Genomic DNA, 26,044 nt, shown 5'->3' with positions numbered 1-26,044 from the left:
TGTAGGAGCGAGGCTTGCCCGCGAAGGCGTCATCTCAGTCGATGATGATGGCGGCTGTTACGACGCCTTCGCGGGCAAGCCTCGCTCCTACACAGGGGTTCGGTTGAACGGCACCAACAAAAACGCCCCGATCATCACTGATCGGGGCGTTTTTTATTGGCGGTTCGCCGGTTAGGCGGCGATCGACAACTTGAGCTTGTTCATCGCGCTCTTCTCAAGCTGACGAATACGCTCGGCCGACACGTTGTACTTCTGCGCCAGGTCGTGCAGCGTAGCTTTTTCTTCTGCCAGCCAGCGCTGGTAGAGGATGTCACGGCTGCGGTCGTCCAGCACTTCCAGCGCTTCGTGCAGGTTGTGGTTGGAGTTGTCGCTCCAGTCGGCATCTTCCAGTTGACGGGCCGGGTCGTACCGGTGGTCTTCCAGATAGTTGGCCGGCGATTGGAAAGCGCTGTCGTCGTCAGCCTCTGCGGCCGGGTCGAAGGCCATGTCATGGCCGGTCAGGCGACTTTCCATCTCGCGCACTTCCCGCGGCTCTACGCCGAGGCTTTCCGCCACACGGTGGACTTCCTCGTTGTTCAGCCACGCCAGACGTTTCTTCTGGCTGCGCAGGTTGAAGAACAGCTTACGCTGAGCCTTGGTGGTCGCGACTTTCACAATGCGCCAGTTGCGCAGGATGAACTCGTGAATTTCCGCCTTGATCCAGTGCACAGCGAACGAAACCAGGCGCACACCCATTTCCGGGTTGAAACGCTTAACAGCCTTCATCAGGCCGACGTTACCTTCCTGGATCAGGTCAGCCTGAGCCAGGCCGTAGCCGGAATAGCTACGGGCAATGTGTACGACAAAACGCAGGTGGGCGAGCACCATCTGCCGAGCCGCCCCCAAATCCTGCTCATAATAGAGACTCTCGGCCAGTTCACGCTCCTGCTCCGGCGTCAGCAATGGAATGCTGTTCACCGTGTGCACATAGGCCTCCAGGTTTGCGCCTGGGACCAGAGCATAAGCAGGTTGCAAAGAAGTGGTCATACGAAAAAACCTCCGACTTACATAACTCGTGCAGTTCAGCACTGCGAAAATTGACCGGAAACCAAAGGACAAGTTCCCATAAAAACCGAAAGGTCAATACGCGCAAAAAGATACTACTTCGGCGCCAACTCCCTGAGATGACGTGCGACTGCAATCCATGCACCGATATAACCCAACAGCACCGCGCCAAGCAAGAGCGACAGACCATCGGCAACTGGCACTCCGGCCAGCGCAAAATTACTGCCGTACAAGCCGGCCAAACCAACCACTGCGTCGTTCAGCCAGTTCAGGCCGAACGCCAAGACGCCCCAGGACAGAATCCCCGCACCGAAGCCATATAGCGCGCCCATATACAGAAAGGGCCTGCGTACGTAGCTGTCCGTGCCGCCGACGAGTTTAATCACTTCTATCTCTGTGCGGCGGTTTTCAATATGAAGACGAATGGTATTGCCTATCACCAAAAGTAATGCAGACACCAAAAGCACGGTCAGACCGAAGACAAACCGGTCGCCCAGCTTGAGGATGGCAGCCAGACGCTCGACCCAGACTAGATCAAGTTGTGCCTGTTGTACCTTCGGCAGCTCGGAAAGTTTTTGTCGTAATGCTTCAAGCGTGGGCTTGTCGACCTCGTTCGGCGTCACCAGGACCACGCCCGGCAGCGGGTTTTCCGGCAGCTCCTTGAGCGCCTCGCCCAGACCGGACTGCTGCTGGAACTCTTCCAGCGCCTGATCGCGGCCGACATATTCAGCATCAGCAACGCCGGGCATGCCTTTGATCTGCTCGCGCAACGACTCGCCCTGTTCCGGACTGGCGTTGAGTTCCAGATAAAGGGAAATCTGCGCCGCACGCTGCCAGGAACCGCCCAGCCGCTCGACGTTATTCAGCAAAAGTGACAGCCCCATGGGCAAACTCAGGGCCACCGCCATCACCATGCAGGTGAAGAAGCTGCCGATCGGCTGTTTGCCCAACCGGCGCAAGCTGTCCAGCAGGCTGGCGCGATGGCTTTCGATCCAGGCGCGCAGCAGCGTGGCGAAGTCCGGGCCGTCGTCATCGTCGCGTTTTTTCTTTTGCGGTTGCGGGTCGGCAGCTTTCGGGGCTACACGCTCGGAAACCTTGGGGCTGCGAGTCGCACTCATACGCCGGCCTCCCCGTCGCCGATCAAGCGGCCGCGTTGCAAGGTCAGCATGCGGTGGCGCATGCGGGCGATCAGGGCCAGGTCGTGACTCGCGATAAGCACGCTGGTGCCCAGACGGTTGATGTCTTCGAACACGCCCATGATCTCTGCCGCCAGGCGCGGGTCGAGGTTACCGGTCGGTTCGTCCGCCAGCAGCAAGGCCGGACGGTGCACGATGGCGCGGGCAATACCGACGCGCTGTTGCTGACCGGTGGACAGGTCGCCGGGGTACAGATCGGTCTTGTCCGAGAGCGCCACGCGCTCCAAGGCCGAATCCACCCGCTTGGCGATCTCGGGCTTGGACAGGCCGAGGATCTGCAACGGCAGCGCGACGTTGTTGAACACCGTGCGATCGAACAGCAACTGGTGATTCTGGAACACCACGCCGATCTGCCGCCGCAGATAAGGAATCTGTGCGTTGCTGATGGTGCCCAGGTCCTGCCCGGCCAGCAGCAATTTGCCGGTGGTCGGACGTTCCATGGCCAGCAACAGGCGCAATAGTGTGCTTTTACCGGCGCCGGAATGGCCGGTGACAAACAAGAATTCGCCCCGACGGACTCGAAAGCTCAGCTCATGCAAGCCGACGTGGCCGTTCGGGTAGCGTTTACCGACCTGTTCGAAACGAATCATGAACGCTCCCGCTCGGCAAACAATGCCTGGACAAAGGGTTCTGCTTCAAAGGTACGCAAGTCATCGATGCCTTCACCGACGCCGATGTAGCGGATGGGCAAGCCAAACTGCTTGGCCAGGGCGAAAATCACCCCGCCCTTGGCGGTGCCGTCGAGTTTGGTCAGCGCCAGGCCCGTCAACTGCACGGTCTGGTTGAACTGCTTGGCCTGGCTGATCGCGTTCTGGCCAGTACCGGCGTCGAGTACCAACAGCACTTCGTGCGGCGCGTCGTCGTCCAGTTTGCTGATGACCCGGCGAACCTTTTTCAGTTCTTCCATCAGGTTGTCTTTGGTGTGCAGACGACCGGCGGTGTCGGCGATCAGCACATCAATGCCACGGGCCTTGGCGGCTTGCACGGCATCGAAGATAACCGAAGCCGAGTCGGCACCGGTGTGCTGGGCGATCACCGGGATCTTGTTGCGCTCACCCCAGACCTGCAATTGCTCCACCGCAGCGGCGCGGAAGGTGTCACCGGCGGCGAGCATGACTTTCTTGCCTTCCAGTTGCAGCTTCTTCGCCAGTTTGCCGATGGTGGTGGTTTTGCCGGCACCGTTGACGCCGACCACCAGAATCACGAACGGCTTGTTCTGCGAGTGGATTTTCAGGGGTTGCTCGACGGGCTTGAGCATTGCTGCCAGCTCCGCCTGCAAGGATTTGTACAGCGCGTCGGCATCGGCCAATTCTTTGCGCGCAACTTTCTGGGTCAGGCGCTGAATGATCACCGATGTCGCCTCTACGCCAACGTCGGCGGTCAGCAGGCGCGTTTCGATGTCTTCAAGCAGTTCGTCATCGATGATCTTCTTGCCGAGAAACAGGCTGGCCATGCCTTCGCCGATGCTGGCGCTGGTTTTGGACAGACCTTGCTTGAGGCGGGCGAAGAAACCGGCTTTGGTTTCTTCGGTACGCGGCGGCTCGGCCGGGGTTTCGATGATGGCGACAGGTGCAGCAACGACAGGTGCAGGTGCAGGTGCAGGTGCAGGTGCAGGCCCTGGCGCCTGAACAATCGGCGCAACAGGCGCCACGAATACCGGCACGACAGGCTCTGGAACCACCGGTGCAGGCTCGGCCACGATGACCGGCTCAACCACTGGCACATGAACCGGCTCAGGCGTAAACACAATCGGTGCTGGAATCGGTGGAGTAACGTGCGGCGCCTGTTCGTCTTCGACCAACGCCACCGGTTCTTCCGCCACCGGCAATGTCAGCCATGGCTCAGCGGCTGGCGTGAGCGGCAACTCGGCCGCGACGTCGACTTGAGGCTCGGGCTCAAGCTCAACCGGTTGCAATACCGGCTCTACGCTCGGCAGAACGATCGGCGTCGGCTCTTCTTCTATTACCGGCGCTGGAATGGGCTCAGGAGTGGGCTGTGGCTGTTCGACGACGGGTTCCTGCGGCTTTTTGCGCAGCCATCCGAACAGGCTTTTCTTCTCGCCAGCCGCAGCTGGGGTCTTCTTGTCGTCGTTGGAACCAAACATGGAGGACGGCTATCTCACGGTAGCGACGCGCCAAAGGGCGCCCCGGCAAATAAATATTCGATGCAGAACAGACTGCGATTGACCCAGCTTGTTCACGCGCAACAATTTATCGAAGTGCCAACGGCACCTCAAAGGTCGACTAATACGAAGGACTGGACCGGCATCGTCGGCGAAAACGCAGAGTCTAGCTGACAAACTCAAAGCTTCTGCCGAGAACCCATACAACCTGCGCGCCGATAAAAGGCTCACAGGCGTGGCCGCCAGTAAAACGGATCAGTATCCTAGCACCCTCTCGCCCGCTGACGCTAAGAACAAGCGGGCAGCTCAACAGGTTTAAAAACGTATGAATGCTCTAGCCCGCCGCGCTGCAGGCCTGCTGCTCAGCACAGTTTGTCTGCCCCTCTCGGCCCTGGCTGCCGATCCACAACCGACCCACGAATTCACCCTCGACAACGGCTTGAAGGTCGTCGTGCGCGAAGACCATCGTGCGCCGGTGGTGGTTTCCCAGGTCTGGTACAAGGTTGGTTCCAGCTACGAGACCCCAGGCCAGACCGGTCTGTCGCATGCCTTGGAACACATGATGTTCAAGGGCAGCGATAAAGTCGGCCCTGGCGAAGCGTCGCTGATCCTGCGCGACCTTGGCGCCGAAGAGAACGCATTCACCAGCGACGATTTCACGGCTTACTATCAGGTTCTGGCCCGCGATCGTCTGGGCGTGGCTTTCGAACTGGAAGCTGATCGCATGGCCAACCTGAAACTGCCGGCCGACGAGTTCAGCCGCGAGATCGAGGTTATTAAGGAAGAACGTCGCCTGCGCACCGACGACAAGCCGATGTCCAAGGCCTACGAACGCTTCAAGGCCATGGCCTACCCGGCCAGCGGCTATCACACGCCGACCATCGGCTGGATGGCTGACCTGGACCGCATGAAGGTCGAAGAACTACGCAACTGGTACAAATCCTGGTACGTGCCGAACAACGCCACGCTGGTGGTGGTCGGCGATGTGACCCCGGATGAAGTCAAAGCCCTGGCCCAGCGTTACTTCGGCCCGATTGCCAAGCGCGACGTGCCACCGGCGAAAATCCCGCTGGAACTGGCCGAGCCCGGCGAACGGCAGATCACCCTCCACGTGCAGACCCAGTTGCCGAGCCTGATGCTGGCCTTCAACGTGCCGAGCATCGCCACCGCCGAAGACAAGCGCTCGGTAAATGCCTTGCGCCTGATCTCGGCCCTGCTCGATGGCGGTTACAGCGGACGTATCCCGACGCAACTGGAGCGCGGCGAAGAGCTGGTGTCCGGCGGTTCGTCGAGCTACGACGCCTACACCCGTGGCGACAGCCTGTTCACCCTGTCCGCCAGCCCGAACACGCAAAAGAACAAAACCATCGCCCAGGCCGAAGCCGGTCTGTGGAAGTTGCTTGAGCAGCTGAAAACCACCGCGCCTTCGGCTGAAGAGCTGGAGCGCGTGCGGGCTCAGGTGATTGCCGGCCTGGTCTACGAGCGTGACTCGATCACCAGTCAGGCCACCGCCATCGGCCAACTGGAAACCGTCGGCCTGTCGTGGAAATTGATGGACACCGAACTGGCCGACCTGGAAAGCGTCACCCCCGAAGACATCCAGAAAGCCGCCAAGCTGTATTTCACCCGCGAACGGCTCAGCGTCGCCCATGTACTTCCACTGGAGACGACTCATGAGTGAGCGTAAAAAACCACGCCTGGCGCTGATCGGGCTGATCCTGGTGGCGTTGATCGGTTCGGCGACGGTCTACCTGTTGCGCCCAAATGATTCCACGGCCAGCGAAGCCCTCGACAAAGCCAAGTCCAGCCAGAAGCTGCAATCGCTGGCTGAACTCGACGGCAAGGCCCCGAGCCACCGCAACATGAACGTGCAGAGCTGGACCACCGCCGAAGGCGCCAAGGTGTTGTTCGTCGAAGCCCGTGAGCTGCCGATGTTCGACATGCGCCTGATCTTCGCCGCCGGCAGCAGCCAGGACGGTAACGCACCCGGTCTCGCGCTGCTGACCAACGCCATGCTCAACGAAGGCGTGGCCGGCAAGGACGTCGGTGCTATCGCCCAAGGCTTCGAAGGCCTGGGCGCGGACTTCGGCAACGGTGCTTACAAGGACATGGCGGTCGCGTCGCTGCGCAGTTTGAGCGCCGCGGACAAGCGCGAGCCGGCCTTGCAGCTGTTCTCTGAAGTGATCGGCAAGCCGACCTTCCCCGCCGACTCGTTCGTACGAATCAAAAATCAGATGCTCGCCGGTTTCGAATACCAGAAGCAGAACCCCGGCAAACTGGCCGGGCTCGAGCTGATGAAACGTCTGTACGGCGATCATCCTTACGCCAACTCCAGCGACGGCACGGCGAAAACCGTTCCGGCGATCACTCTGGCGCAGTTGCGCGCTTTCCATGAGAAAGCCTACGCCGCCGGCAACGTGGTGATTGCACTGGTCGGTGACCTGTCCCGCGCCGAGGCCGAGGCGATTGCCGCGCAAGTCTCCAGCGCCCTGCCGAAAGGCCCGGCCCTGGCGAAAATCCCGCAACCGGTCGAGCCCCAGGCGAGCATCGGCCACATCGAGTTCCCGTCCAAGCAGACCAACCTGATGCTCGCGCAACTGGGCATCGACCGTGATGACCCGGACTACGCAGCACTGTCCCTGGGCAACCAGATCCTGGGTGGCGGCGGCTTCGGCACGCGCTTGATGAGCGAAGTGCGCGAGAAGCGCGGCCTGGCCTACGGCGTCTATTCGGGCTTCACCCCGATGCAGGCCCGTGGTCCGTTCATGATCAACCTGCAGACCCGCGCCGAAATGAGCGAGGGCACGCTGAAACTGGTGCAGGACGTGCTCGCCGACTACCTTAAAACCGGCCCGACCCAGAAAGAACTCGACGACGCCAAGCGTGAACTGGCCGGCAGCTTCCCGCTGTCCACCGCCAGCAACGCCGATATCGTCGGTCAGCTCGGCGCCATGGGTTTCTACAACTTGCCGCTGAATTATCTTGAAGACTTCATGCAGCAGTCCCAGAGCCTGACCGTCGAGCAGGTGAAAGCCGCACTGAACAAACACCTGAGCACGGACAAAATGGTCATCGTCACCGCTGGCCCGACCGTGCCGCAAAAGCCGTTACCGGCCCCATCTGATAAACCCACCGAGCAGCCGCTCGGGGTTCCGGAGCATTAATGGCCAGTCCATCGCGTCCTAAAAAACCTGTCCACAACGTGCATAACGGCGTGAACCAACTGCGCATCATCGGCGGTGAATGGGGCAGCCGAAAGCTGAGCTTCCCCGACGCGCCGGGCCTGCGCCCGACCCCGGACCGGGTGCGTGAAACCCTGTTCAACTGGCTCGCGCCGTACATCGCCGGGGCCAAGGTGCTGGATCCGTTTGCCGGCAGCGGCGCGCTGTTCCTCGAAGCCCTGTCCCGTGGCGCCGCCATGGGCCAGGCGCTGGATGCGAGCAACATCGCGGTGTCCAGCATCAAGGAACACCTCGGTACCCTGCGTTGCACCACCGGCCAGGTACAGACCGCCGATGCCTTGCGCTACCTGGAAACCCAGACTGCGACGGCGTATGACGTGGTGTTCCTCGACCCGCCGTTCAACCAGGACCTGTTGCCGGGCGTTTGCGCCTTGCTCGAAGAGCGTCAGTGGCTGGCCGATGACGCCTGGGTCTATACCGAAAGCGAAAACGCCCCATCGGCATTGGGTTTGCCGGGTAACTGGCGCCTGCACCGGGAACAGAAATCCGGTCGGGTTTACTACGCGTTGTGGCAGCGTACGGCGAAGATCGCTGAATAATCGACTAGCCTGATAAAGGTGCGCACCGGTTGCGCACCGCTGCATCGAGAGCAATCGTGCCCCATCCGCCAGAACGCTTTACCCCGGCCTTCGGGCTCAGTAACCCGCACTTGCAAACCTTGTGGGGACCGCTATGGCGCAAAACCACGCATATCGAACGTGAACGTGAACGTCTTTGGCTGGAGGATGGCGACTTCCTCGACCTCGACTGGCACGGTCCGCACACCGCCACGGCGCCGTTGGTGCTGGTGTTACACGGGCTGACCGGTTCGTCGAACTCGCCTTATGTGGCGGGTCTGCAAAAAGTCCTCGGGGATCAAGGTTGGGCCAGCGTCGCGCTGAACTGGCGCGGTTGCTCGGGCGAACCGAATCTGTTGCCGCGCAGCTACCACTCCGGCGCCAGTGAAGACCTGGCCGAAGCCATCCAGCACCTGAAAGCCAAACGACCGCTCGCGCCGTTGTACGCGGTGGGTTACTCATTGGGCGGCAACGTGCTGCTCAAGCATTTGGGTGAAACCGGCAGTGACAGCGGCGTGCTTGGTGCCGTGGCGGTGTCGGTACCGTTTCGCCTCGATCAGTGTGCCGATCGCATCGGCCAGGGATTTTCCAAGGTCTATCAGGCGCATTTCATGCGCGAGATGGTGGCCTACATCAAGAACAAGCAGCGTCAATTCCAGCATGACGGGCGCGAGGATGGCCTGGCCGCGTTGGCTGCACTGGGCTCTCTGGAAAACATGCGCACCTTCTGGGATTTCGATGGCCGGGTCACCGCGCCATTGAACGGTTTTGTGGACGCCGAGGACTATTATCGCCGCGCCTCGAGTCGTTATTTCCTGGGGGAAATTCGCACGCCGACCCTGATCATTCAGGCGGCCGACGATCCGTTCGTATTCCCTCACAGCTTGCCGCTGGCCGATGAATTGTCCGCTTGCACTCAATTCGAATTGCAGGCCAAGGGCGGGCATGTGGGATTTGTCGACGGATCGTTCCGACAACCAAGTTACTACCTGGAACGTCGCATTCCCCAGTGGCTGACCGCTGCAGGTCGCGAGTAAGACCATGGACACCGATCAGGGCGAGTCGATTCGTTTCTGGCAAACGGCACCACTGGCCGGAGTCGAGCTGTTATCCGCGCGCTACATCGAACACCGCTTCGCGCCCCATGTGCATGACGGCTATGTCATCGGCATGATCATGGCCGGCGCCCAGCGTTATCGCTATCGCGGCGCCGAGCATCTGGCGGGCAGCGGCACGCTGGTCTTGATCAACCCGGATGAACTGCACACAGGCCATAAAGGCACGGAGGACGGCTGGTTGTACCGGGCGTTTTATCCGGACAGCGGACAGATTCTGTCGTTGTTGGCCGAACTGGAATTGCCGACCACCGAGTTGCCGGCGTTCGGTGCCACGCTGTATCGCGATCCGGATCTGGTGAAGGGTTTTTGTCAGTTGCACCGCTTGTTGGAGAGCCCGTCCACGGCGCTGCAACAGCAAACGGCCTGGCGCGAAATGATGCTGTCGCTGCTGCAACGGCATGCCGCCGTGCCGATTGCCGGAAAACCCGGCAAGGAACATCGGGCAGTGACCCTGGCCAAGGACTTGCTGCAATCGCAACTGGCGGCGCCGCCTTCGCTGGAAGAGCTGGCGAGTGCGGTGAACTTGTCGCCCTTCCACTTCGCCCGCGTATTCCGCCGTGCCACCGGCATGCCGCCGCACACCTGGCTGATGCAGCAACGTATCGCCCGAGCGCGGGCGTTGTTACAGGGTGGGTGTTTGCCGCTGGAGGTTGCTACGCAGTTGGGGTTTGCCGATCAGAGTCATCTGAGCCGGCAGTTCAAGCAGGTTTACGGGGTGGGGCCGGGGGCGTATCGCAGTGCCCGAACAGTATTCAGAGATTAAGACTGGCGCAGGCCCAATGTAGGAGCGAGGCTTGCCCGCGAAGGCGGTGGGTCAGTCGATATTAATGTTGACTGACACTCCGCCTTCGCGGGCAAGCCTCGCTCCTACAAGGGGTGTGGGGTTATTCGCCGGTGGCGATGCCCCGCGTCGGCTCGTTGATCCACTCGCTCCACGACCCCGCATACAACGACCCCAACGGATAACCCGCGAGGCACAACGCAAACAGGTTGTGGCACGCCGTCACGCCAGAGCCGCAATACGCCACCAATTCCGTCGGCGAACGATCACCGAGTTTTGCCGCAAAGCGCTGCTTGAGTTGATCGGCCGGCAGGAAGCGCCCATCGCCGCCCAGGTTTTCCGTGAACGCCGCACATTGCGCACCGGGGATGTGCCCGGCAATCGGGTCGATCGGCTCCACTTCGCCCTTGAAGCGCGGCAACGCGCGGGCATCGAGCAGGGTCAGTGCCGGTTGGCAGAGACGTTGCTGGAGTTGTTCGGCGCTGAGCACCACCGAAGCATCCGGCGTGCCGTTGAAGGTGCCACGTACAACCGAAGGCGCATCAAGGCTCAACGGCAACCCCGCCGCGTGCCAGGCTTTTAGCCCGCCATCAAGGATGAACACACCATCGCGTTTGCCCAGCCAGGCCAGCAACCACCACGCCCGCGCCGCGAAAGCACCGGGTCCATCGTCGTACAAAACCACTTCGTTGTCGGCGTTGATGCCCCAGGCTTGCAAGCGTTCGATCAGGTCATCGGGCTCCGGCAACGGATGGCGCCCGGTGACGCCCTTGACGATCGTCCCGCTCAGATCACGCTCCAGATCGGCAAAGCTCGACCCGGCGATATGCCCTTCGGCATAGCTTCGCTGTCCGTAGTCCGGGTCTTCGAGGGCAAAACGACAATCCAGAATCACCAGCCCCGGCTGCTCTTTTTTCTGGTCCAACGCTTGCGGGCTGATCAGTTGCGCAATGGGCATAACGGGCTCCTGTGCTTAAGTCGGTGCTTGATCCTACTTCACATCTTCCAGGGCTTGGGCCAGCGGCACGTAAAACTCTTCGAACAGTGCATTGACCTCGGCGCGCGCCTGATCGGTGACAAACCCGGCTTCCAGCACCAACACCTGATAGACCCCGCGCTTGATCGCCTGCTCGCTCAAGTGATTGGAGTTTTCCCGCGTGGTGCACAGGAAACGCACCCATGAGGTGAGGATGATCCAGGCATTGATCGTCAGGGATTCGATCTGCACGCGGTCCATGCTCAGGATGCCGGCCTCGACGAACCCGACATAGATGGCCGTGCCCTGGATCACGCAGCGCTGGGAAAAACGCCGGTAACGGGCGGCCAGGTCTGGATCGCTCTCGAGCAAATGTTCGAGGTCGCGGTGCAGGAACCGGTAGCGCCACATCGCCGACAGCAGTTCCTTGAGGTAGTAGCGCTTGTCTTCCACCGTGGCGGCGCGCCCCTGGGGCGGACGCAAGAAGCTGTCCACCAGGGTTTCGTACTCACTGAACAACACGGCGATGATCGCCTGCTTGTTGGGGAAGTGGTAGTACAGGTTGCCCGGGGAAATTTCCATGTGGGCAGCGATATGGTTGGTGCTAATGCTGCGCTCGCCCTGTTGATTGAACAGCTCCAGGCTGTTCTGCACGATGCGCTCGCTGGTTTTGATCCGTGGGGCCATGGCTTGAGCTTTAATTCAGAGTGCGATGACGGGCATCTTACGACCTATCCGGGAGTGGATAAAACAAAGGTGCGTCAGGAAGTCATTTGACTTTTTAGAGCACAGACTCTAAAAAGTGCCTAATTATAATAAATCCGGAGCCGACCATGTCCGCCGACATTGCTTATTTGCAGAACCTACAGCAGCCGTTGGACGAGCTCCAGACTTTGTTCGATGCACAACGCGTCGCCTACGCCGCCAACCCGATGCCAGCGGCCGCCCAACGCCAGCAATGGCTCAAGGCATTGCGCGATCTGTTGAGCAATGAACGGCAGGCATTGATCGATGCGATCAGCCAGGATTTCAGCCATCGCAGCGCCGACGAAACCCTGCTCGCCGAGCTGATGCCGAGCCTGCATGGCATCCACTACGCCAGCCAGCACCTCAAGGGCTGGATGAGACCGTCGCGGCGTAAGGTCGGCATCGCTTTTCAACCGGCGTCAGCCAAAGTGGTTTATCAACCGCTGGGCGTGGTCGGCGTGATCGTGCCCTGGAACTACCCGCTGTACCTGGCCATCGGGCCTTTGGTGGGAGCATTGTCGGCAGGTAACCGGGTGATGCTCAAACTCAGCGAATCCACGCCGGCCACCGGGTTGCTGCTCAAGGAATTGCTCGCCCGGGTCTTCCCGCAAGACCTGGTCTGCGTGGTGCTCGGCGAAGCGGATATCGGCGTCGCGTTCTCGCGGCTGAAGTTTGATCACTTGCTGTTCACCGGTGCCACCAGCATCGGCAAACACGTGATGCGCGCGGCGGCGGAAAACCTGACGCCGGTGACCCTCGAACTCGGCGGCAAGTCCCCGGCCATCGTTTCCCGCGACGTGCCGCTCAAGGACGCCGCCGAACGCATCGCTTTCGGCAAGACCCTCAACGCCGGGCAAACCTGTGTCGCCCCGGACTACGTGCTGGTGCCGGAAGAGCGCGTCGGTTCTTTTGTCGAAGCCTATCGCCAGGCAGTTCGCGGGTTTTATCCGACACTGGCCGACAACCCGGACTACACCGCGATCATCAATGACCGACAACTGGCGCGGCTCAACGGTTATCTCAGCGATGCCACCAGCAAGGGTGCGTTGCTGATTCCGTTGTTCGACCAGGGCCAGGGCCGGCGCATGGGCCATAGCCTGCTGTTGAATGTCAGTGACGACATGACGGTGATGCAGGACGAAATCTTCGGCCCGTTGCTGCCAATCGTGCCGTACAGCGATCTGGACCAGGCATTTGCCTACATCAATCAACGCCCTCGCCCACTGGCGCTGTACTACTTCGGCTACGACAAGCGCGAACAGAATCGCGTACTCCACGAAACCCATTCCGGCGGCGTGTGCCTGAACGACACGCTGCTGCATGTGGCCCAGGACGACATGCCATTCGGCGGCATCGGCGCTTCAGGCATGGGCCATTACCACGGCCACGAAGGTTTCCTGACCTTCAGCAAGGCCAAGGGTGTGCTGATCAAACAGCGCTTCAACGCGGCGAAGTTGATCTACCCGCCGTACGGCAAAGCGATCCAGAAACTGATTCAGAAACTGTTTATCCGCTAACGCTCCTCACCGCCGGGTAATAACAATAATGAGCCCAAGCCTGTCCGATACACCCGCGCTGTCACGGCGCGGCCTGCTGAAATTCAGCCTCGGCGCCAGCGCCTTCCTGGCCACGGCCGGGTTGGGGGCAAGCCTCAGCGGTTGCTCGTCGAGTATTTCCGCTGACGGTTTTGCGATTCTGCGCAGCGGCGACCTGCTGTTTTTGCGGGCGCTGATCCCGGTGATGCTCGATGGCGCCGTGGCCCGCGAGAAAATGCCGGCGGCGGTCGATGGCACCCTGAAAACCCTGGATAACGGCCTTAATCATCTCTCGCCGGAAATGCTCAAGCTGACCCGGCAATTGTTCGATGTGCTCGGGATGGCCGTGACTCGCGGGCCGCTGACCGGGATTTGGGGCAGCTGGGAAAATGCGTCCGTCGATGAGATCCGGCATTTCCTCGATCGTTGGGAAAACAGTTCGTTGAGCTTGCTGCGCATGGGGCATAGCTCATTGCTGCAACTGGTGATGATGGCGTGGTACAGCCGGGCGGAGTCCTGGGCGCATTGCGGGTATCCGGGGCCTCCCACCGTTTGAGACCGTGGCGACCCCTTCGCGGGCAAGCCTCGCTCCTACAAAGGCTTGCCGCCCGCCGCTTCACCAGCAAATCCAAAATAAGAAGAGAACCCAAACATGCCCGTACCCGATCCGTTCCGCGAAGGCCTGGCCCGTGGCTGGAAAACCTACAACGGTTCGCAACTGACCCAGGACCTGACCCTGGAAGCCGACGTGGCCATCATCGGCAGCGGCGCCGGTGGCGGGACCACGGCGGAAATCCTCAGCGCCGCTGGCTACAAGGTGCTGCTGATCGAAGAAGGCCCGCTCAAGACCAGCAGCGACTTCAAGATGCTCGAAGACCAGGCCTACGCCAGCCTCTATCAGGAAGGCATCGGCCGCATGAGCAAGGACGGCGCGATCACCATCCTGCAGGGCCGGGCAGTCGGCGGTACTACGTTGATCAACTGGACGTCGAGCTTTCGCACCCCGGACCCGACCCTGGAACACTGGGCCAAGGAACACAACGTCAAAGGTCATAGTCCCGCCGAGATGGCGCCGTGGTTCGAAAAAATGGAACAACGCCTGGGCGTCGCACCGTGGATGGTTCCGCCCAATGCCAACAACGACGTGATCCGCAAAGGCTGTGAGCAACTCGGCTATAGCTGGCACGTGATCCCGCGCAATGTGCGTGGCTGCTGGAACCTCGGCTACTGCGGCATGGGCTGCCCGACCAACGCCAAGCAATCGATGATGGTGACGACCATTCCCGCGACGTTGGAAAAGGGTGGCGAGCTGCTTTACCTGGCGCGCGCCGAGAAACTGTCGATCAAGGATGGCAAGGTCACCGGCCTGGATTGCGTGGCGATGGACGAGCGTTGCGTCGCGCCTACCGGTCGCCGCATCACGGTCAATGCGCGGCATTACGTGCTGGCCGGTGGCGGGATCAACAGTCCCGCTCTGTTGTTGCGTTCCGATGCGCCCGACCCGCACAAACGCCTGGGCACCCGGACCTTCCTGCATCTGGTGAACATGTCCGCCGGGCTGTTCGACGAGGTGATCAACCCGTTCTACGGGGCGCCGCAGTCGATCTATTCCGACCATTTCCAATGGCAGGACGGCACCACCGGCAAAATGTCCTACAAGCTCGAAGTCCCGCCGCTGCAACCGGCGCTGGCGGCAACGTTGCTTGGCGGCTTCGGCCAGGAAAACTCGCAGCACATGGAAAACCTGCCCCACACCCACGCCATGCTGGCGTTGCTGCGCGACGGTTTCCACCCGGACAGCCCTGGCGGCAACGTCGAGTTGCGCGGCGATAACACGCCGGTGCTCGATTATCAGGTTTCACCTTACGCCTGGGACGGTTTGCGTCGGGCGTTCCACAGCATGGCCGAGATCCAGTTTGCCGGTGGCGCCAAAGCGGTGATGCCGATGCACGCCGACGCGCGCTATGTGAAAACCCTCGCCGAAGCCCGCACTTTGATCGACGGACTGAGCCTTGAGCTGTATCGCACACGCCTGGGCAGCGCCCATGTGATGGGCGGTTGCGCGATGGGTGAAGACCCGAAAAACGCCGTGACCGACAGCCTCGGCCGGCATCATCAGATCAGCAACCTGTCGATCCACGATGGCTCGCTGTTCCCCACCAGCATTGGCGCAAACCCGCAATTGTCGGTGTACGGGCTGACCGCGCAACTGGCGACAGCGTTGGCCGAACGCCTGAAAAACCCATGAAAAATCGCAATATTCCCATCGTCTATAGTGCTTTCTTACCTAACAGGCGACTTTCCCGACCGGGAAGGCTGCGATACCATCCGAGTCCCCAACGGACTCCCGCCAGGACGACGCGATGAACCGAGTGTTGTACCCAGGTACCTTCGACCCTATTACCAAGGGCCATGGCGATCTGGTCGAACGCGCCGCGCGCCTGTTCGATCACGTGATCATCGCTGTCGCTGCCAGCCCGAAGAAAAACCCGTTGTTTCCCCTGGAACAGCGTGTGGAGCTGGCCCGCGAGGTCACTAAACATCTGCCCAACGTTGAAGTCGTCGGCTTCTCGACGCTGCTCGCGCACTTCGCCAAAGAGAAGAATGCCAACGTGTTCCTGCGTGGTTTGCGCGCGGTGTCGGACTTCGAATACGAATTCCAGCTGGCCAACATGAACCGCCAGTTGGCGCCGGATGTGGAAAGCCTGTTTCTTACGCCTTCCGAGCGTTATTCGTTCATTTCGTCGACGCTAGTCCGTGAAATCGCAGCCTTGGGCGGCGATATCACCAAGTTCGTCCACCCAGCGGTGGCGGACGCCCTCACCGAGCGCTTCAAGAAGTAACGACCGCTCAAGCGGCGCCCGCGTGCACTGCGGGCGCCAATGCGGCACAATTGCGCGCATTGGTTTATTGCGCCCGGGCCTGCCGCCCCGGCTGGAGTTAGCATGTCCCTGATCATCACCGACGATTGCATCAACTGCGACGTCTGCGAACCCGAGTGCCCGAACGCCGCCATTTCCCAAGGCGAAGAGATCTACGTGATCGACCCGAACCTGTGCACCCAGTGTGTCGGCCACTACGACGAGCCGCAGTGCCAGCAAGTCTGCCCGGTGGATTGCATTCCACTGGACGAAGCGCATCCGGAGACTGAAGAGCAGTTGATGGAGAAGTATCGGATCATTACCGGTAAGGCTTGAGTCTTTTTGGCGTCTGTGAGGACGCCTTCGCGGGCAAGCCTCGCTCCTACATGGACCGCGCTATATCTATGGGAGCGAGCTTGCTCGCGATGAGGCCATCCGCCACACCGAAAATCCAACTGCCTTCACTCCCGCTGCTCAAACCCTTCCCCGATACACCCCAGGCACCGCACAAACGCGGCTTTCGCCGGATCGACCACCAACGCCTGCCCCGCATCGCCCACACCGCCACCCAGTGCGGTAAACGGCAACGACACCACAAACACCCCCGCACCAATCACCGTCGCCGCCACCAGCAAAGGTCGGGCAATCAGCAAGTCGCCGATCATGGCGTAGGCCGGTGGGTTCTGGATGGTGTAACGCGGGTCGCCGCTGCCGTTTTCAGCCGCCAGCGTCGGCACAGCAACGCTCAGCAGCACGAAAACGGCAAAGGTTCGAAACGAATTCATGGCACGGTCCTTCGGCTAGGCAGTGAGAACACTGACTATAGACCGTCGGACGTCTCAGCTCTGGCAGCGCGGGCAAAAGACGCTGGCGCGCTGGCCCAGGGTCACGCTGCGCAACTCCGTGCCGCAGACTTTGCACGGCTCGCTGCCACGGCCGTAGACGAACAGTTCCTGCTGGAAATAGCCCGGCTGGCCGTCGCCACCGATAAAGTCGCGCAACGTCGTACCGCCGCGCTCGATGGCATGGGCGAGGATGCGTTTGATCTCGATCGCCAGTTTCAGGTAGCGCGCCCGGGAAATGCTCTTGGCTTCACGGCGCGGGTCGATACCGGCAGCGAACAGCGCTTCGGTCGCATAGATATTGCCGACACCCACCACCACCGCGTTGTCCATGATGAACGGCTTGACCGCCATGGAACGCCCACGGGATTGCTGGAACAGTCGCTCGCCGTCGAACAGGTCGGTCAATGGCTCCGGCCCCAGGCGAAGCAGCAATTCGTGATTGAGCGGGTCGAGGCTCCAGAGCATCGCGCCAAACCGACGTGGGTCGGTGTAACGCAGGGCCAGGCCGGACTCGAGTTCGATATCCACATGTTCATGCTTGGCCGCCGGCGTGCCGACTTCCACCAGGCGCAAATTGCCCGACATGCCCAGATGGCTGATCAACGTGCCGACCTCGGCGTTGATCAACAGGTACTTGGCGCGGCGCTCCACCAGCACGATGCGCTGACCGGACAGGCGCACGTCCAGGTCTTCGGGAATCGGCCAGCGCAGACGCCGCTCACGCACGATGACCCGGCTGACCCGTTGGCCTTCCAGGTGCGGGGCGATGCCCCGGCGGGTGGTTTCGACTTCTGGCAGTTCAGGCATGCTGTTCTCAGGAAAGACCGGTCACTCAGTGATGAGCGCCGAGGTCACGAATCGTTTGTTTGAGGGTCTCGAAATCGTAATCCGAGAGGCCGACATAATCGAGCACCAAAGGACCGATGCTGTTCCACTCGTGGTCCTCGGTCTGGTTGCCCAGCACCCGATACGACGCACAAATGTGCTCGGCCATTTTCAGGATCGACAGCAGGTTTTTCAGCTGACTGTTGCGCGAAGACTCGTCAGTGAAGATCGCCAGGGCATTGTGGTGATTGGCGATGGCGGCGCTGATGTGTTCCGGCAGACGCCAGGACTTGGCGGTGTAGTAACCGACCACGGCATGGTTGGTGTTGTAGACCCGGTTCTCGGTGTCCACGACCCGGCATTCGGCACTCGCGCTGGCGTAGGCCTCTTCCAGGGTTTTCATGTAATCCGGGAAACGCTTGAGCATCAGCGGCACGCCGCAGTCGTGGAACAAACCTAGTGCATACGCCTCATCGCCGGCCTGGGAGCCGATGCGCTTGGCCAAGGTCAGGCAGGTCATCGCCACATCCTGGGCCGTGTCCCAAAACCGGTTCAGGGTGACGATGGTGTCGTCGTTCATCTCGCCCTTGATCGACTGCGCGTTGATCAGGTTGATGATCGAACGGCTGCCCAGCAGGTTCACCGCACGCTGGATCGAGGCGATCTTGTTACTCAAGCCGTAATACGGCGAGTTGACGATTTTCAGCAACGCCCCGGAGAGGCCCGGGTCCTGGGCAATCAGCTTCGCGATCACTTCCAGGTCCGGATCAGGCATGTACTGCTCCATCTGCAGATCCACCATGATCTGCGGCTGGGCCGGCACGCTGATCCCTTGCAGGGACTGTTGAATCTGTTCGGAAGTCAGCTCTTGGGACATAAGTACACACTCTGGGACAGGCGCCGATTCTAACCCTTATGAAGTTGGATCCGACACCGTGGCCGGCAGATCGGCGAAAATTTCATCCAATTCCCCACAGCGCCACAGGTCTATCTGCCGAGCCGGGGCCTTGCGCAACACGCTATACTCCCGCTCTTTTTTCCGGAGCGACGTCATGTCCCTGCCTAGCCTGCGCCTTAAAGCCAACGCCGACCGACGCCTGCGAAACGGCCACTTGTGGGTCTACAGCAACGAAATCGACGTGGCCGCCACCCCGTTGCACGGCTTTCAGGCCGGTGACCAGGCGATCCTCGAAGCCGCCAGCGGCAAACCGCTGGGCATCGTTGCCATGAGCCCGAACAACCTGATCTGCGCCCGCCTGCTGTCGCGCGACATCAAGTTGCCGCTGGACAAATCGCTGCTGGTGCATCGCCTGAACGTCGCCCTGTCCCTGCGTGATCGCCTGTTCGACAAGCCGTTCTATCGCCTGGTCTATGGTGATTCCGACTTGCTGCCTGGCCTGGTGGTCGACCGTTTCGGCGACATCCTGGTGGTACAGATCGCTTCGGCGACCATGGAAGCGCATAAAGAAGACGTGATCGCGGCGCTGACCCAAGTGCTCAAGCCAAGCGGCATTCTGTTCAAGAACGACTCCGCCGCCCGTGATGCCGAAGGCCTCAACCGCTACGTCGAAACCGTATTCGGCCTGGTGCCGGAGTGGGTTGCGCTGGAAGAGAACGGCGTGAAATTCGAAGCACCGGTCATTCAAGGCCAGAAAACCGGCTGGTTCTACGACCACCGCATGAACCGCGCGCGCCTGGCTCCTTACGCCAAGGGCAAACGCGTGCTCGACCTGTACAGCTACATCGGCGGCTGGGGCGTGCAAGCCGCCGCGTTCGGCGCCAGTGAAGTGTTCTGCGTCGACGCATCGGCCTTCGCCCTCGACGGTGTCGAGCGCAACGCCGCGCTGAACGGCGTCGCCGAGAAAATGACCTGCATCGAAGGCGACGTGTTCGAAGCCCTGAAAGAGCTGAAAGCCAGCGAAGAGCGTTTCGACGTGATCGTGGCCGACCCGCCGGCGTTCATCAAACGCAAGAAAGACATGAAAAACGGTGAAGGCGCCTACCGTCGCCTGAACGAGCAAGCCATGCGCCTGCTCAGCAAGGACGGCATCCTGGTCAGCGCTTCGTGTTCGATGCACCTGCCGGAAGATGACCTGCAGAACATCCTGCTGACCAGCGCCCGTCACCTGGATCGCAACATCCAGATGCTGGAACGTGGCGGTCAAGGCCCGGATCACCCGGTGCACCCGGCCATCGCCGAAACTCGCTACATCAAGAGCATCACCTGCCGCCTGCTGCCAAACAGCTGATGACGCGGGTTTGACGGGGAGCCAGCAGGCTCCCCGTTTGCTTTCCAGCGACGATTACCTCCCCTGAATTCTTCTATTTCTTACACTTGCCGTCCTACTGACGTGCAGGAAGTTTCCCTGCGTCTTTTATTCTAAAGAATACGGCCTACAAGTTAACTTAGACCTGAAGACAGCTCCCACAAAATTACTGGAACATTCCTACTGAATTCCCCCTTGATAAGAACTCATTACAAACTATGATTGAGTTGTCACCAAGGAGTGGCACTCACTATCACTTACAAGGAGTTCAACACATGAAAGCAATTACTCTGGAAACCAACAAAATCGCTAACCTGGCTTTTCTGGTCGCCTCCAAAGCCCGCTAAGTAACTGAGACGCTGGGGAGTGCCGGCTTACCCAGCGTTTTCTATGGCCCAGTCCAGAGTGAACCGCCCCGTCATGCATATAAACCCGCATCTATTCATACTGCCGCGCACGCCCGGCCAAATCGTCTGGGATTACCGAAGCCACAAACAATTCGAACTGAATCTTGAGTATTCAACACGACTTGCACAACTGATCGACAATCCTGAATCGTTCGATACTCTCAATATAATAGACACTCAATTCCTGAACACTGGAATACTCACAACTTCAATACAAAGCACTAACGAATGGGGCTGGGATGAACTATCAAAGATATTTCACATCGGCACCAAGAACATACCTTGCGAATATACCCCACAGAATATTTATGAATGGTCGAGACATTATCTGGACCATTGCAACGACGTATTGACCTCCAGTGCACCTGACACCGGTTTCGTGCACCGGCCGACCAGCGAGCTGATCAGTCTGCCCGCGCCCGCAGGGTTACCGGCCGATAGCCTGGCCGATGCGCTGGTGAAGCGGAAGACCTGCCGCTCTTTCACCGGAGCAGCGGTGTCCCTCGGCGATATCAGTACGTTGCTTTATCTGTCTCTCGGCTACCTGAAGGAGCGCGAGGACGATATCGACGAGACGGTCGCCGCAGGCTTGACCGCACGCCGTAGCAGCCCTTCGGGCGGAGGTTTGAATGCCTGTGAAGGTTTCCTGCATGTACAAAACGTCAGCGGCCTGGAGCCTGGGCTCTATGCCTACCATCCGGCTGATCACGCGTTGAGCTTCGTCAGCGCGCTGCCAACTTCGCCCCTGGGCCAGTTGCTGTGCGGGCAACACTTCATCAACAACCTGCCCGTTGGCCTGTTCATCACCGCACGTTTCGACAAGTTGTGGTGGAAATACCAACACTCCCGGGCTTACCGGATGGCCTACGTCGAGGCGGGTCATATTTCCCAGACCTTCCAATTAGTGGCCACCGCACTGGGCCTGGGCACCTGGCTGACGGGAGCGCTGACGGACGATCAGGTTGAAACCCTACTAGGGCTTGAGAACAGCGCGGAACAACCGCTGTTTTTTGTCGGCTGCGGCCTGAGCGACGGGCAAGCGATGTGCAAGGAATTGAAAGCGCTGCTGAACGAGGGCCCGCCACAATGACCAGCGCCTCCTCTCTCCCGGACTTCTGGGCACAGCGTTTCACCCTGGGCGACTGGAATACCCGAGCCTCGGTCCGGGCCAGCGAACACGCCTACCTGTTGCCGTCGGACCTGGAACAGCAATTGGAAACGCGGCACTGGTTCCCGCCAACCTTTCTGCCCTATCTGAGTCACCCGAGCATCAAAGCGGCAGGTCAACCGGTTATCCATCGTTTATCGGCCAATCACCTGGTGTATTTCCTCGACTACACCACCCTGCTGGAGCACCGCATCGTCAACCGCTCGGTGGAAACCATCGCCCACGGTGAACTGGGTATAAGCATTCCGCAGCGAATGAAAACCGCCGCTTTGCAGCTCTACACCGACGAGGGTTTTCACGCGCTGTTTTCCAACAGCCTCGCCGAGCAGATTGCCAGTCATTACGGCATCACCCAGCGGCCGGTGATGCCACACCGGATAACCCGGTTGAACGCCCTGCTCGAGCAAACCCCGGACCGGTACAAGACGCTGGCCTGGTTTCTGGTCGGCTTCGTCTCGGAGACGATCATCGCCCGGGAACTGCTCGAGGTTTGTCGCGACACGCTGGTGTCCTGCGTCCAGGAAATGCTCAGGGACCACCTCACTGACGAGGCGCGTCACAGTCGCTACTTCTCAGAGGTATTCCATTATCTATGGCTGACCCTGACCAGCAGTCAACGCACGTTCGCCGCCAAATGGCTGGTGGAGATCATTCTGGTGTTCTTTGAAGTCGATGAGCGTTGGCTCAAGGAAAGCCTGAACAGCGCGGGGCTCAATGGCACCTGTGTTGCAGAGATTCTTGGCGGACTGGCAGGTTCGCCGGCCGTAGTCCAGCGGGCTCGCTCAGGGGCGGGTGCTACGCTCCAGGCCTTACGCAACGCCGGGTTCTTCGACCTGCGCAGCAATCAGCAACTTTTCATGCAGGCAGGACTTGTCGATGGATGAAGGAAAATCGGCTGTCAGTCTCAAAAAACGCCGTGCCGCCGTCATCCTGTTGATGACCATGGTGTTGCTTGGGGTCTTTCCGCTGGATGTCCTGTTGCCCTCCTTTCCGGCACTGGCGGAACATTTCCGGACCACCCCGGCGGACATCGCGTTTTCCATCAGCCTGTTCGCCGTCGGTATCTCCGTGTCCCAACTGTTGATCGGGCCGTTGTCGGACACCATCGGACGTAAAGGGCTGCTGCTGGCGGGCATGGCGGTGTCGATCATCGGTGCGACGGGCTGCCTGTTGTCCACCGAGTATTCCTGGTTCCTGTTGTTCCGGCTGGTCCAAGCCATCGGCTGCGGGTGTTTTGTGCTCACTCAAGCCCTGGTTCAAGACCTGTTCGAAGGCAAGGAGCGGGACCGCCTGAGGATTCTCATGGTGACGGCAAGCGGGATCTTCATTTCCATTTCGCCCCTGGCCGGGACCTTGCTGCAACAAGCCCTGGACTGGCCCGGCAGCTTTGTGGCCTTTATCGCGCTGGCCGGCGCCGTGTTCCTCAAAGCGTGCTTCTTCCTGGAGAACCAGCGACCGACCAACGTCATACGCCAGAGCATCGTCCAGTCCTACCGCGTGGTCTACCGCGATGCCGGGTTTCTGGGCTACTGGTTGATTGCCTCGATTGCCTTCGCCTGCCATTTCTCCTTTATTGTCATTTCGCCGCTGATCTTCATGGACCAGTTGCAGCTCTCGCCCTATGCGTTCTCACTGACGCTGCTGCTCTACGGCTTGGCGTACATCATCGGCGGCATCATCGCCCGGCTTATCGGTGGCCGGATCACCCCCAACACACAAATCATCGTGGGCCTGGGCCTGATCTTCTTTTCGGGCCTGATGATGCTCATGCTTTCAACATGGCTGGGGCTTTCGACCCTGACCGTGTTGGTCCCGATGATCATCTGCACGGCTGGCACCACCATTGCCCGCCCTGTCGCGACCTCCAAAGCCATGGAGGTGTTTCCGGACAAGGCAGGCACGTCGGCGGCAGCGGGCAACACGCTGGTGTTCATCTTCGGCGGGCTGATCAGCGCCTTGATCAACCTGAGCAGTACCGACTTGCAGACGACCCTGGCCCTCAGTTTTCTCCTGTTAAGCGCCTTCGGTATCGGCCTGAATGCACTGATTACCCGGCGTCACCGGGTGCTGTCGGTCGGGTGAAAGCTGCCGGTCGTCATCCCACATGCTGCGTCAGCGCTGGATCAACACTTTCCGGCATTCCCTCCTGACGCCAGCGGTGTAGAATCGCGGGATTCATCGCCATTCATCCCCCGGCGGGTTTATGAGCTCAGGCTGAGGCAAGCGGCGATCCCGCAAAGTCATCGGCAACTTCCGGACACACGGCCATTTCTGAGTGTTCCAGACGTCAATAGAAGCTCACTCCCCTTTGATACCTGATTAGCCGCCCGGAGTGCTCCATGCCTGATTACCGCTCGAAAACATCCACCCACGGCCGCAACATGGCCGGTGCCCGCGCACTGTGGCGCGCCACGGGGATGAAAGATGACGACTTCAAGAAGCCGATCATCGCCATTGCCAACTCGTTCACCCAGTTCGTACCGGGCCACGTCCACCTCAAGGACCTGGGCCAACTGGTCGCCCGCGAGATCGAACGCGCCGGCGGTGTAGCGAAAGAATTCAACACCATCGCCGTGGATGACGGCATCGCCATGGGCCACGACGGCATGCTGTATTCGCTGCCGAGCCGCGAGATCATCGCCGACTCCGTCGAGTACATGGTCAACGCCCACTGCGCCGACGCCATCGTCTGCATCTCCAACTGCGACAAGATCACCCCTGGCATGCTGATGGCCGCTCTGCGCCTGAACATTCCGGTGATTTTCGTTTCCGGCGGCCCGATGGAAGCCGGCAAGACCAAACTCGCCAGCCACGGCCTCGACCTGGTCGATGCCATGGTGATCGCCGCCGACTCCAGCGCTTCTGACGAGAAAGTCGCTGAGTACGAGCGCAGCGCTTGCCCGACCTGCGGTTCGTGCTCCGGCATGTTCACCGCCAACTCGATGAACTGCCTGGTCGAAGCCCTGGGCCTGGCCTTGCCGGGCAACGGTTCGACCCTGGCCACCCACAGCGACCGCGAACAGCTGTTCCTGCAGGCCGGCCGCACCATCGTCGACCTGTGCAAGCGTTACTACGGCGATAACGATGAGTCGGTACTGCCGCGCAACATCGCCAACTTCAAGGCGTTCGAAAACGCCATGACCCTGGACATCGCCATGGGCGGTTCCACCAACACAATCCTGCACTTGCTGGCCGCCGCCCAGGAAGCCGAGATCGACTTCGACCTGAAGGACATCGACCGCCTCTCGCGCCACGTACCGCAACTGTGCAAAGTCGCGCCGAACATCCAGAAGTACCACATGGAAGACGTGCACCGTGCCGGCGGCATCTTCAGCATCCTCGGATCGCTGGCCCGTGGCGGCCTGCTGCACACCGAGCTGCCGACCGTGCACAGCAAGAGCATGGCCGAAGGCATCGCCAAGTGGGACATCACCCAGACCACCGACGAAGCCGTGCATCACTTCTTCAAGGCCGGTCCGGCGGGCATCCCGACGCAAACCGCATTCAGCCAGTCGACCCGTTGGGAAACCCTGGACGACGACCGTGAAAACGGCTGCATCCGCAGTGTCGAACACGCTTATTCGCAAGAAGGCGGCCTGGCCGTTCTGTACGGCAACATCGCCCTCGACGGTTGCGTAGTGAAAACTGCTGGCGTCGACGAGTCGATCCACGTGTTCGAAGGCAACGCGAAGATCTTCGAAAGCCAGGACAGCGCCGTACGCGGCATCCTCGCTGACGAAGTGAAGGCCGGCGATATCGTGATCATCCGTTACGAAGGCCCGAAAGGCGGCCCGGGCATGCAGGAAATGCTGTACCCGACGTCCTACCTGAAATCCAAAGGCCTGGGCAAAGCCTGCGCCCTGCTCACCGACGGTCGTTTCTCCGGCGGCACCTCGGGTCTGTCCATCGGTCACGCTTCGCCAGAAGCCGCTGCTGGCGGCGCGATTGGTCTGGTGCAGGATGGCGACAAGGTACTGATCGACATTCCGAACCGTTCGATCAACCTGTTGATCAGCGATGAAGAACTGGCGGCACGCCGGGTCGAGCAGGATCAGAAAGGCTGGAAGCCAGTCGAGAAGCGCCCACGTAAAGTGACCACCGCGCTGAAAGCCTACGCCCTGCTGGCCACCAGTGCCGACAAGGGTGCCGTGCGTAACAAAGCGATGCTTGACGGGCTGTAAGCCTTAGTCGCCGCAAAAAAAATGCCCCGCCAAGTGCGGGGCATTTTTTTGTCTGGGCAAAATCCCACAGACATTGAAGATCAAACTGTGGGAGCGAGCCTGCTCGCGAAAGTGGTATGTCAGAAACAGAGATGGCGACTGACACTCCGCTTTCGCGAGCAGGCTCGCTCCC

The 26,044-nt window shown here is 60.4% G+C and carries 24 protein-coding genes; 15 read left to right on the top strand and 9 right to left on the bottom strand.

The window, feature by feature from the left end; translation table 11 throughout:
• Positions 1 to 171 precede the first annotated feature (171 nt).
• From rpoH to ftsY, 4 genes are all read right to left on the bottom strand, one after another.
• Positions 172 to 1,026 (bottom strand): RNA polymerase sigma factor RpoH, encoded by an 855-nt coding sequence (gene rpoH, locus ACIOYV_RS24125; RefSeq protein ID WP_003176698.1) that lies wholly within the window; start codon positions 1,024 to 1,026, stop codon positions 172 to 174.
• Between the two features lie 113 nt (positions 1,027 to 1,139).
• A complete protein-coding gene (gene ftsX / locus ACIOYV_RS24120; protein ID WP_213941693.1) occupies positions 1,140 to 2,162 on the bottom strand; it encodes a permease-like cell division protein FtsX in 1,023 nt (340 codons plus the stop codon).
• Positions 2,159 to 2,830 (bottom strand): cell division ATP-binding protein FtsE, encoded by a 672-nt coding sequence (ftsE, locus tag ACIOYV_RS24115; RefSeq protein WP_054044439.1) that lies wholly within the window; start codon positions 2,828 to 2,830, stop codon positions 2,159 to 2,161. Before ftsE ends, ftsX begins: the two co-directional genes overlap by 4 nt.
• On the bottom strand, positions 2,827 to 4,344 hold the full coding sequence (gene ftsY, locus ACIOYV_RS24110) for a signal recognition particle-docking protein FtsY (protein WP_401327639.1): 1,518 nt from the start codon (positions 4,342 to 4,344) through the stop codon (positions 2,827 to 2,829). The genes ftsE and ftsY overlap by 4 nt, the downstream gene beginning before the upstream one ends.
• A 343-nt stretch (positions 4,345 to 4,687) precedes the next feature.
• On the opposite strand from ftsY, the gene ACIOYV_RS24105 reads away from it, so the two are divergent.
• From ACIOYV_RS24105 to ACIOYV_RS24085, 5 genes are read left to right on the top strand one after another with little or no spacing between them, the layout of a single operon-like run.
• Positions 4,688 to 6,043, top strand: a complete 1,356-nt coding sequence (locus ACIOYV_RS24105) for a M16 family metallopeptidase (RefSeq protein ID WP_401327636.1) — start codon at positions 4,688 to 4,690, stop codon at positions 6,041 to 6,043.
• Positions 6,036 to 7,526 (top strand): M16 family metallopeptidase, encoded by a 1,491-nt coding sequence (locus ACIOYV_RS24100; protein WP_401327634.1) that lies wholly within the window; start codon positions 6,036 to 6,038, stop codon positions 7,524 to 7,526. Before ACIOYV_RS24105 ends, ACIOYV_RS24100 begins: the two co-directional genes overlap by 8 nt.
• Positions 7,526 to 8,143 (top strand): 16S rRNA (guanine(966)-N(2))-methyltransferase RsmD, encoded by a 618-nt coding sequence (rsmD, locus tag ACIOYV_RS24095; RefSeq protein WP_054616936.1) that lies wholly within the window; start codon positions 7,526 to 7,528, stop codon positions 8,141 to 8,143. Before ACIOYV_RS24100 ends, rsmD begins: the two co-directional genes overlap by 1 nt.
• A 56-nt stretch (positions 8,144 to 8,199) precedes the next feature.
• Positions 8,200 to 9,198 carry a hydrolase gene (locus tag ACIOYV_RS24090; protein ID WP_401327631.1) on the top strand — a complete coding sequence of 333 codons (999 nt, stop codon included), beginning with the start codon at positions 8,200 to 8,202 and terminating at the stop codon, positions 9,196 to 9,198.
• Positions 9,199 to 9,202: 4 nt separating this feature from the next.
• Positions 9,203 to 10,042 carry an AraC family ligand binding domain-containing protein gene (locus ACIOYV_RS24085; RefSeq protein ID WP_401327628.1) on the top strand — a complete coding sequence of 280 codons (840 nt, stop codon included), beginning with the start codon at positions 9,203 to 9,205 and terminating at the stop codon, positions 10,040 to 10,042.
• A 121-nt stretch (positions 10,043 to 10,163) separates the two neighbouring features.
• Here ACIOYV_RS24085 and ACIOYV_RS24080 read toward each other — a convergent pair whose 3' ends face one another.
• Both ACIOYV_RS24080 and ACIOYV_RS24075 read right to left on the bottom strand, forming a co-directional pair.
• Entirely contained in the window at positions 10,164 to 11,018 is an 855-nt protein-coding gene (locus ACIOYV_RS24080; RefSeq protein ID WP_401327626.1) for a sulfurtransferase, read from the bottom strand.
• 33 nt (positions 11,019 to 11,051) lie between these two features.
• Positions 11,052 to 11,723, bottom strand: a complete 672-nt coding sequence (locus ACIOYV_RS24075) for a TetR/AcrR family transcriptional regulator (RefSeq protein WP_401327623.1) — start codon at positions 11,721 to 11,723, stop codon at positions 11,052 to 11,054.
• A gap of 146 nt (positions 11,724 to 11,869) precedes the next feature.
• Between ACIOYV_RS24075 and ACIOYV_RS24070 the strand changes: the two genes are divergently transcribed.
• The 5 genes from ACIOYV_RS24070 (at position 11,870) to ACIOYV_RS24050 (ending at position 16,515) form a co-directional block, all read left to right on the top strand.
• Positions 11,870 to 13,300, top strand: a complete 1,431-nt coding sequence (locus ACIOYV_RS24070; protein WP_401327621.1) for a coniferyl aldehyde dehydrogenase — start codon at positions 11,870 to 11,872, stop codon at positions 13,298 to 13,300.
• A gap of 28 nt (positions 13,301 to 13,328) precedes the next feature.
• A complete protein-coding gene (locus ACIOYV_RS24065) occupies positions 13,329 to 13,874 on the top strand; it encodes a twin-arginine translocation pathway signal protein (protein ID WP_290023397.1) in 546 nt (181 codons plus the stop codon).
• A 96-nt stretch (positions 13,875 to 13,970) separates the two neighbouring features.
• On the top strand, positions 13,971 to 15,566 hold the full coding sequence (locus tag ACIOYV_RS24060) for a GMC family oxidoreductase N-terminal domain-containing protein (RefSeq protein ID WP_401327618.1): 1,596 nt from the start codon (positions 13,971 to 13,973) through the stop codon (positions 15,564 to 15,566).
• A gap of 115 nt (positions 15,567 to 15,681) precedes the next feature.
• Positions 15,682 to 16,161, top strand: a complete 480-nt coding sequence (coaD, locus tag ACIOYV_RS24055; RefSeq protein WP_007945531.1) for a pantetheine-phosphate adenylyltransferase — start codon at positions 15,682 to 15,684, stop codon at positions 16,159 to 16,161.
• A gap of 102 nt (positions 16,162 to 16,263) precedes the next feature.
• Positions 16,264 to 16,515: a YfhL family 4Fe-4S dicluster ferredoxin gene (locus tag ACIOYV_RS24050; RefSeq protein WP_038358877.1), complete on the top strand. Its 252-nt coding sequence runs from the start codon at positions 16,264 to 16,266 to the stop codon at positions 16,513 to 16,515.
• Between the two features lie 125 nt (positions 16,516 to 16,640).
• Here ACIOYV_RS24050 and ACIOYV_RS24045 read toward each other — a convergent pair whose 3' ends face one another.
• Genes ACIOYV_RS24045 through ACIOYV_RS24035 form a run of 3 tightly spaced genes read right to left on the bottom strand, consistent with a single transcriptional unit; the run spans position 16,641 to position 18,672 of the window.
• Positions 16,641 to 16,964 carry a multidrug transporter gene (locus tag ACIOYV_RS24045; RefSeq protein ID WP_401327614.1) on the bottom strand — a complete coding sequence of 108 codons (324 nt, stop codon included), beginning with the start codon at positions 16,962 to 16,964 and terminating at the stop codon, positions 16,641 to 16,643.
• A gap of 54 nt (positions 16,965 to 17,018) precedes the next feature.
• Positions 17,019 to 17,831, bottom strand: a complete 813-nt coding sequence (gene mutM, locus ACIOYV_RS24040; RefSeq protein ID WP_054044464.1) for a bifunctional DNA-formamidopyrimidine glycosylase/DNA-(apurinic or apyrimidinic site) lyase — start codon at positions 17,829 to 17,831, stop codon at positions 17,019 to 17,021.
• A gap of 25 nt (positions 17,832 to 17,856) precedes the next feature.
• Entirely contained in the window at positions 17,857 to 18,672 is an 816-nt protein-coding gene (locus tag ACIOYV_RS24035) for an HDOD domain-containing protein (protein ID WP_401327742.1), read from the bottom strand.
• Between the two features lie 229 nt (positions 18,673 to 18,901).
• Between ACIOYV_RS24035 and ACIOYV_RS24030 the strand changes: the two genes are divergently transcribed.
• From ACIOYV_RS24030 to ilvD, 5 genes are all read left to right on the top strand, one after another.
• Positions 18,902 to 20,098, top strand: a complete 1,197-nt coding sequence (locus ACIOYV_RS24030; RefSeq protein ID WP_054044466.1) for a class I SAM-dependent rRNA methyltransferase — start codon at positions 18,902 to 18,904, stop codon at positions 20,096 to 20,098.
• Positions 20,099 to 20,536: 438 nt separating this feature from the next.
• On the top strand, positions 20,537 to 21,613 hold the full coding sequence (locus ACIOYV_RS24025) for a SagB family peptide dehydrogenase (protein ID WP_401327739.1): 1,077 nt from the start codon (positions 20,537 to 20,539) through the stop codon (positions 21,611 to 21,613).
• Entirely contained in the window at positions 21,610 to 22,575 is a 966-nt protein-coding gene (locus ACIOYV_RS24020; protein WP_401327611.1) for a diiron oxygenase, read from the top strand. The genes ACIOYV_RS24025 and ACIOYV_RS24020 overlap by 4 nt, the downstream gene beginning before the upstream one ends.
• Positions 22,568 to 23,773, top strand: a complete 1,206-nt coding sequence (locus ACIOYV_RS24015) for an MFS transporter (protein WP_401327608.1) — start codon at positions 22,568 to 22,570, stop codon at positions 23,771 to 23,773. The genes ACIOYV_RS24020 and ACIOYV_RS24015 overlap by 8 nt, the downstream gene beginning before the upstream one ends.
• A 257-nt stretch (positions 23,774 to 24,030) precedes the next feature.
• Positions 24,031 to 25,872, top strand: a complete 1,842-nt coding sequence (gene ilvD, locus ACIOYV_RS24010) for a dihydroxy-acid dehydratase (RefSeq protein ID WP_054044474.1) — start codon at positions 24,031 to 24,033, stop codon at positions 25,870 to 25,872.
• Positions 25,873 to 26,044 lie beyond the last annotated feature (172 nt).

This window comes from Pseudomonas sp. NPDC087342 (assembly GCF_044744265.1).
Taxonomy (GTDB): Bacteria; Pseudomonadota; Gammaproteobacteria; order Pseudomonadales; family Pseudomonadaceae; genus Aquipseudomonas; species Aquipseudomonas nunensis.
Note: the sequence above shows the minus strand (reverse complement) of the source record. Positions and strands in the feature narration are given on the sequence as shown.

Bases quoted from the DNA above. Each gene is read 5' to 3' on its own strand.
- rpoH (WP_003176698.1), bottom strand. From the start codon at position 1,026: ATGACCACTTCTTTGCAACCTGCTTATGCTCTGGTCCCAGGCGCAAAC.
- ftsX (WP_213941693.1), bottom strand. From the start codon at position 2,162: ATGAGTGCGACTCGCAGCCCCAAGGTTTCCGAGCGTGTAGCCCCGAAA.
- ftsE (WP_054044439.1), bottom strand. From the start codon at position 2,830: ATGATTCGTTTCGAACAGGTCGGTAAACGCTACCCGAACGGCCACGTC.
- ftsY (WP_401327639.1), bottom strand. From the start codon at position 4,344: ATGTTTGGTTCCAACGACGACAAGAAGACCCCAGCTGCGGCTGGCGAG.
- ACIOYV_RS24105 (WP_401327636.1), top strand. From the start codon at position 4,688: ATGAATGCTCTAGCCCGCCGCGCTGCAGGCCTGCTGCTCAGCACAGTT.
- ACIOYV_RS24100 (WP_401327634.1), top strand. From the start codon at position 6,036: ATGAGTGAGCGTAAAAAACCACGCCTGGCGCTGATCGGGCTGATCCTG.
- rsmD (WP_054616936.1), top strand. From the start codon at position 7,526: ATGGCCAGTCCATCGCGTCCTAAAAAACCTGTCCACAACGTGCATAAC.
- ACIOYV_RS24085 (WP_401327628.1), top strand. From the start codon at position 9,203: ATGGACACCGATCAGGGCGAGTCGATTCGTTTCTGGCAAACGGCACCA.
- ACIOYV_RS24080 (WP_401327626.1), bottom strand. From the start codon at position 11,018: ATGCCCATTGCGCAACTGATCAGCCCGCAAGCGTTGGACCAGAAAAAA.
- ACIOYV_RS24075 (WP_401327623.1), bottom strand. From the start codon at position 11,723: ATGGCCCCACGGATCAAAACCAGCGAGCGCATCGTGCAGAACAGCCTG.
- ACIOYV_RS24070 (WP_401327621.1), top strand. From the start codon at position 11,870: ATGTCCGCCGACATTGCTTATTTGCAGAACCTACAGCAGCCGTTGGAC.
- ACIOYV_RS24065 (WP_290023397.1), top strand. From the start codon at position 13,329: ATGAGCCCAAGCCTGTCCGATACACCCGCGCTGTCACGGCGCGGCCTG.
- ACIOYV_RS24060 (WP_401327618.1), top strand. From the start codon at position 13,971: ATGCCCGTACCCGATCCGTTCCGCGAAGGCCTGGCCCGTGGCTGGAAA.
- coaD (WP_007945531.1), top strand. From the start codon at position 15,682: ATGAACCGAGTGTTGTACCCAGGTACCTTCGACCCTATTACCAAGGGC.
- ACIOYV_RS24050 (WP_038358877.1), top strand. From the start codon at position 16,264: ATGTCCCTGATCATCACCGACGATTGCATCAACTGCGACGTCTGCGAA.
- ACIOYV_RS24045 (WP_401327614.1), bottom strand. From the start codon at position 16,964: ATGAATTCGTTTCGAACCTTTGCCGTTTTCGTGCTGCTGAGCGTTGCT.
- mutM (WP_054044464.1), bottom strand. From the start codon at position 17,831: ATGCCTGAACTGCCAGAAGTCGAAACCACCCGCCGGGGCATCGCCCCG.
- ACIOYV_RS24030 (WP_054044466.1), top strand. From the start codon at position 18,902: ATGTCCCTGCCTAGCCTGCGCCTTAAAGCCAACGCCGACCGACGCCTG.
- ACIOYV_RS24025 (WP_401327739.1), top strand. From the start codon at position 20,537: ATGCATATAAACCCGCATCTATTCATACTGCCGCGCACGCCCGGCCAA.
- ACIOYV_RS24020 (WP_401327611.1), top strand. From the start codon at position 21,610: ATGACCAGCGCCTCCTCTCTCCCGGACTTCTGGGCACAGCGTTTCACC.
- ACIOYV_RS24015 (WP_401327608.1), top strand. From the start codon at position 22,568: ATGGATGAAGGAAAATCGGCTGTCAGTCTCAAAAAACGCCGTGCCGCC.
- ilvD (WP_054044474.1), top strand. From the start codon at position 24,031: ATGCCTGATTACCGCTCGAAAACATCCACCCACGGCCGCAACATGGCC.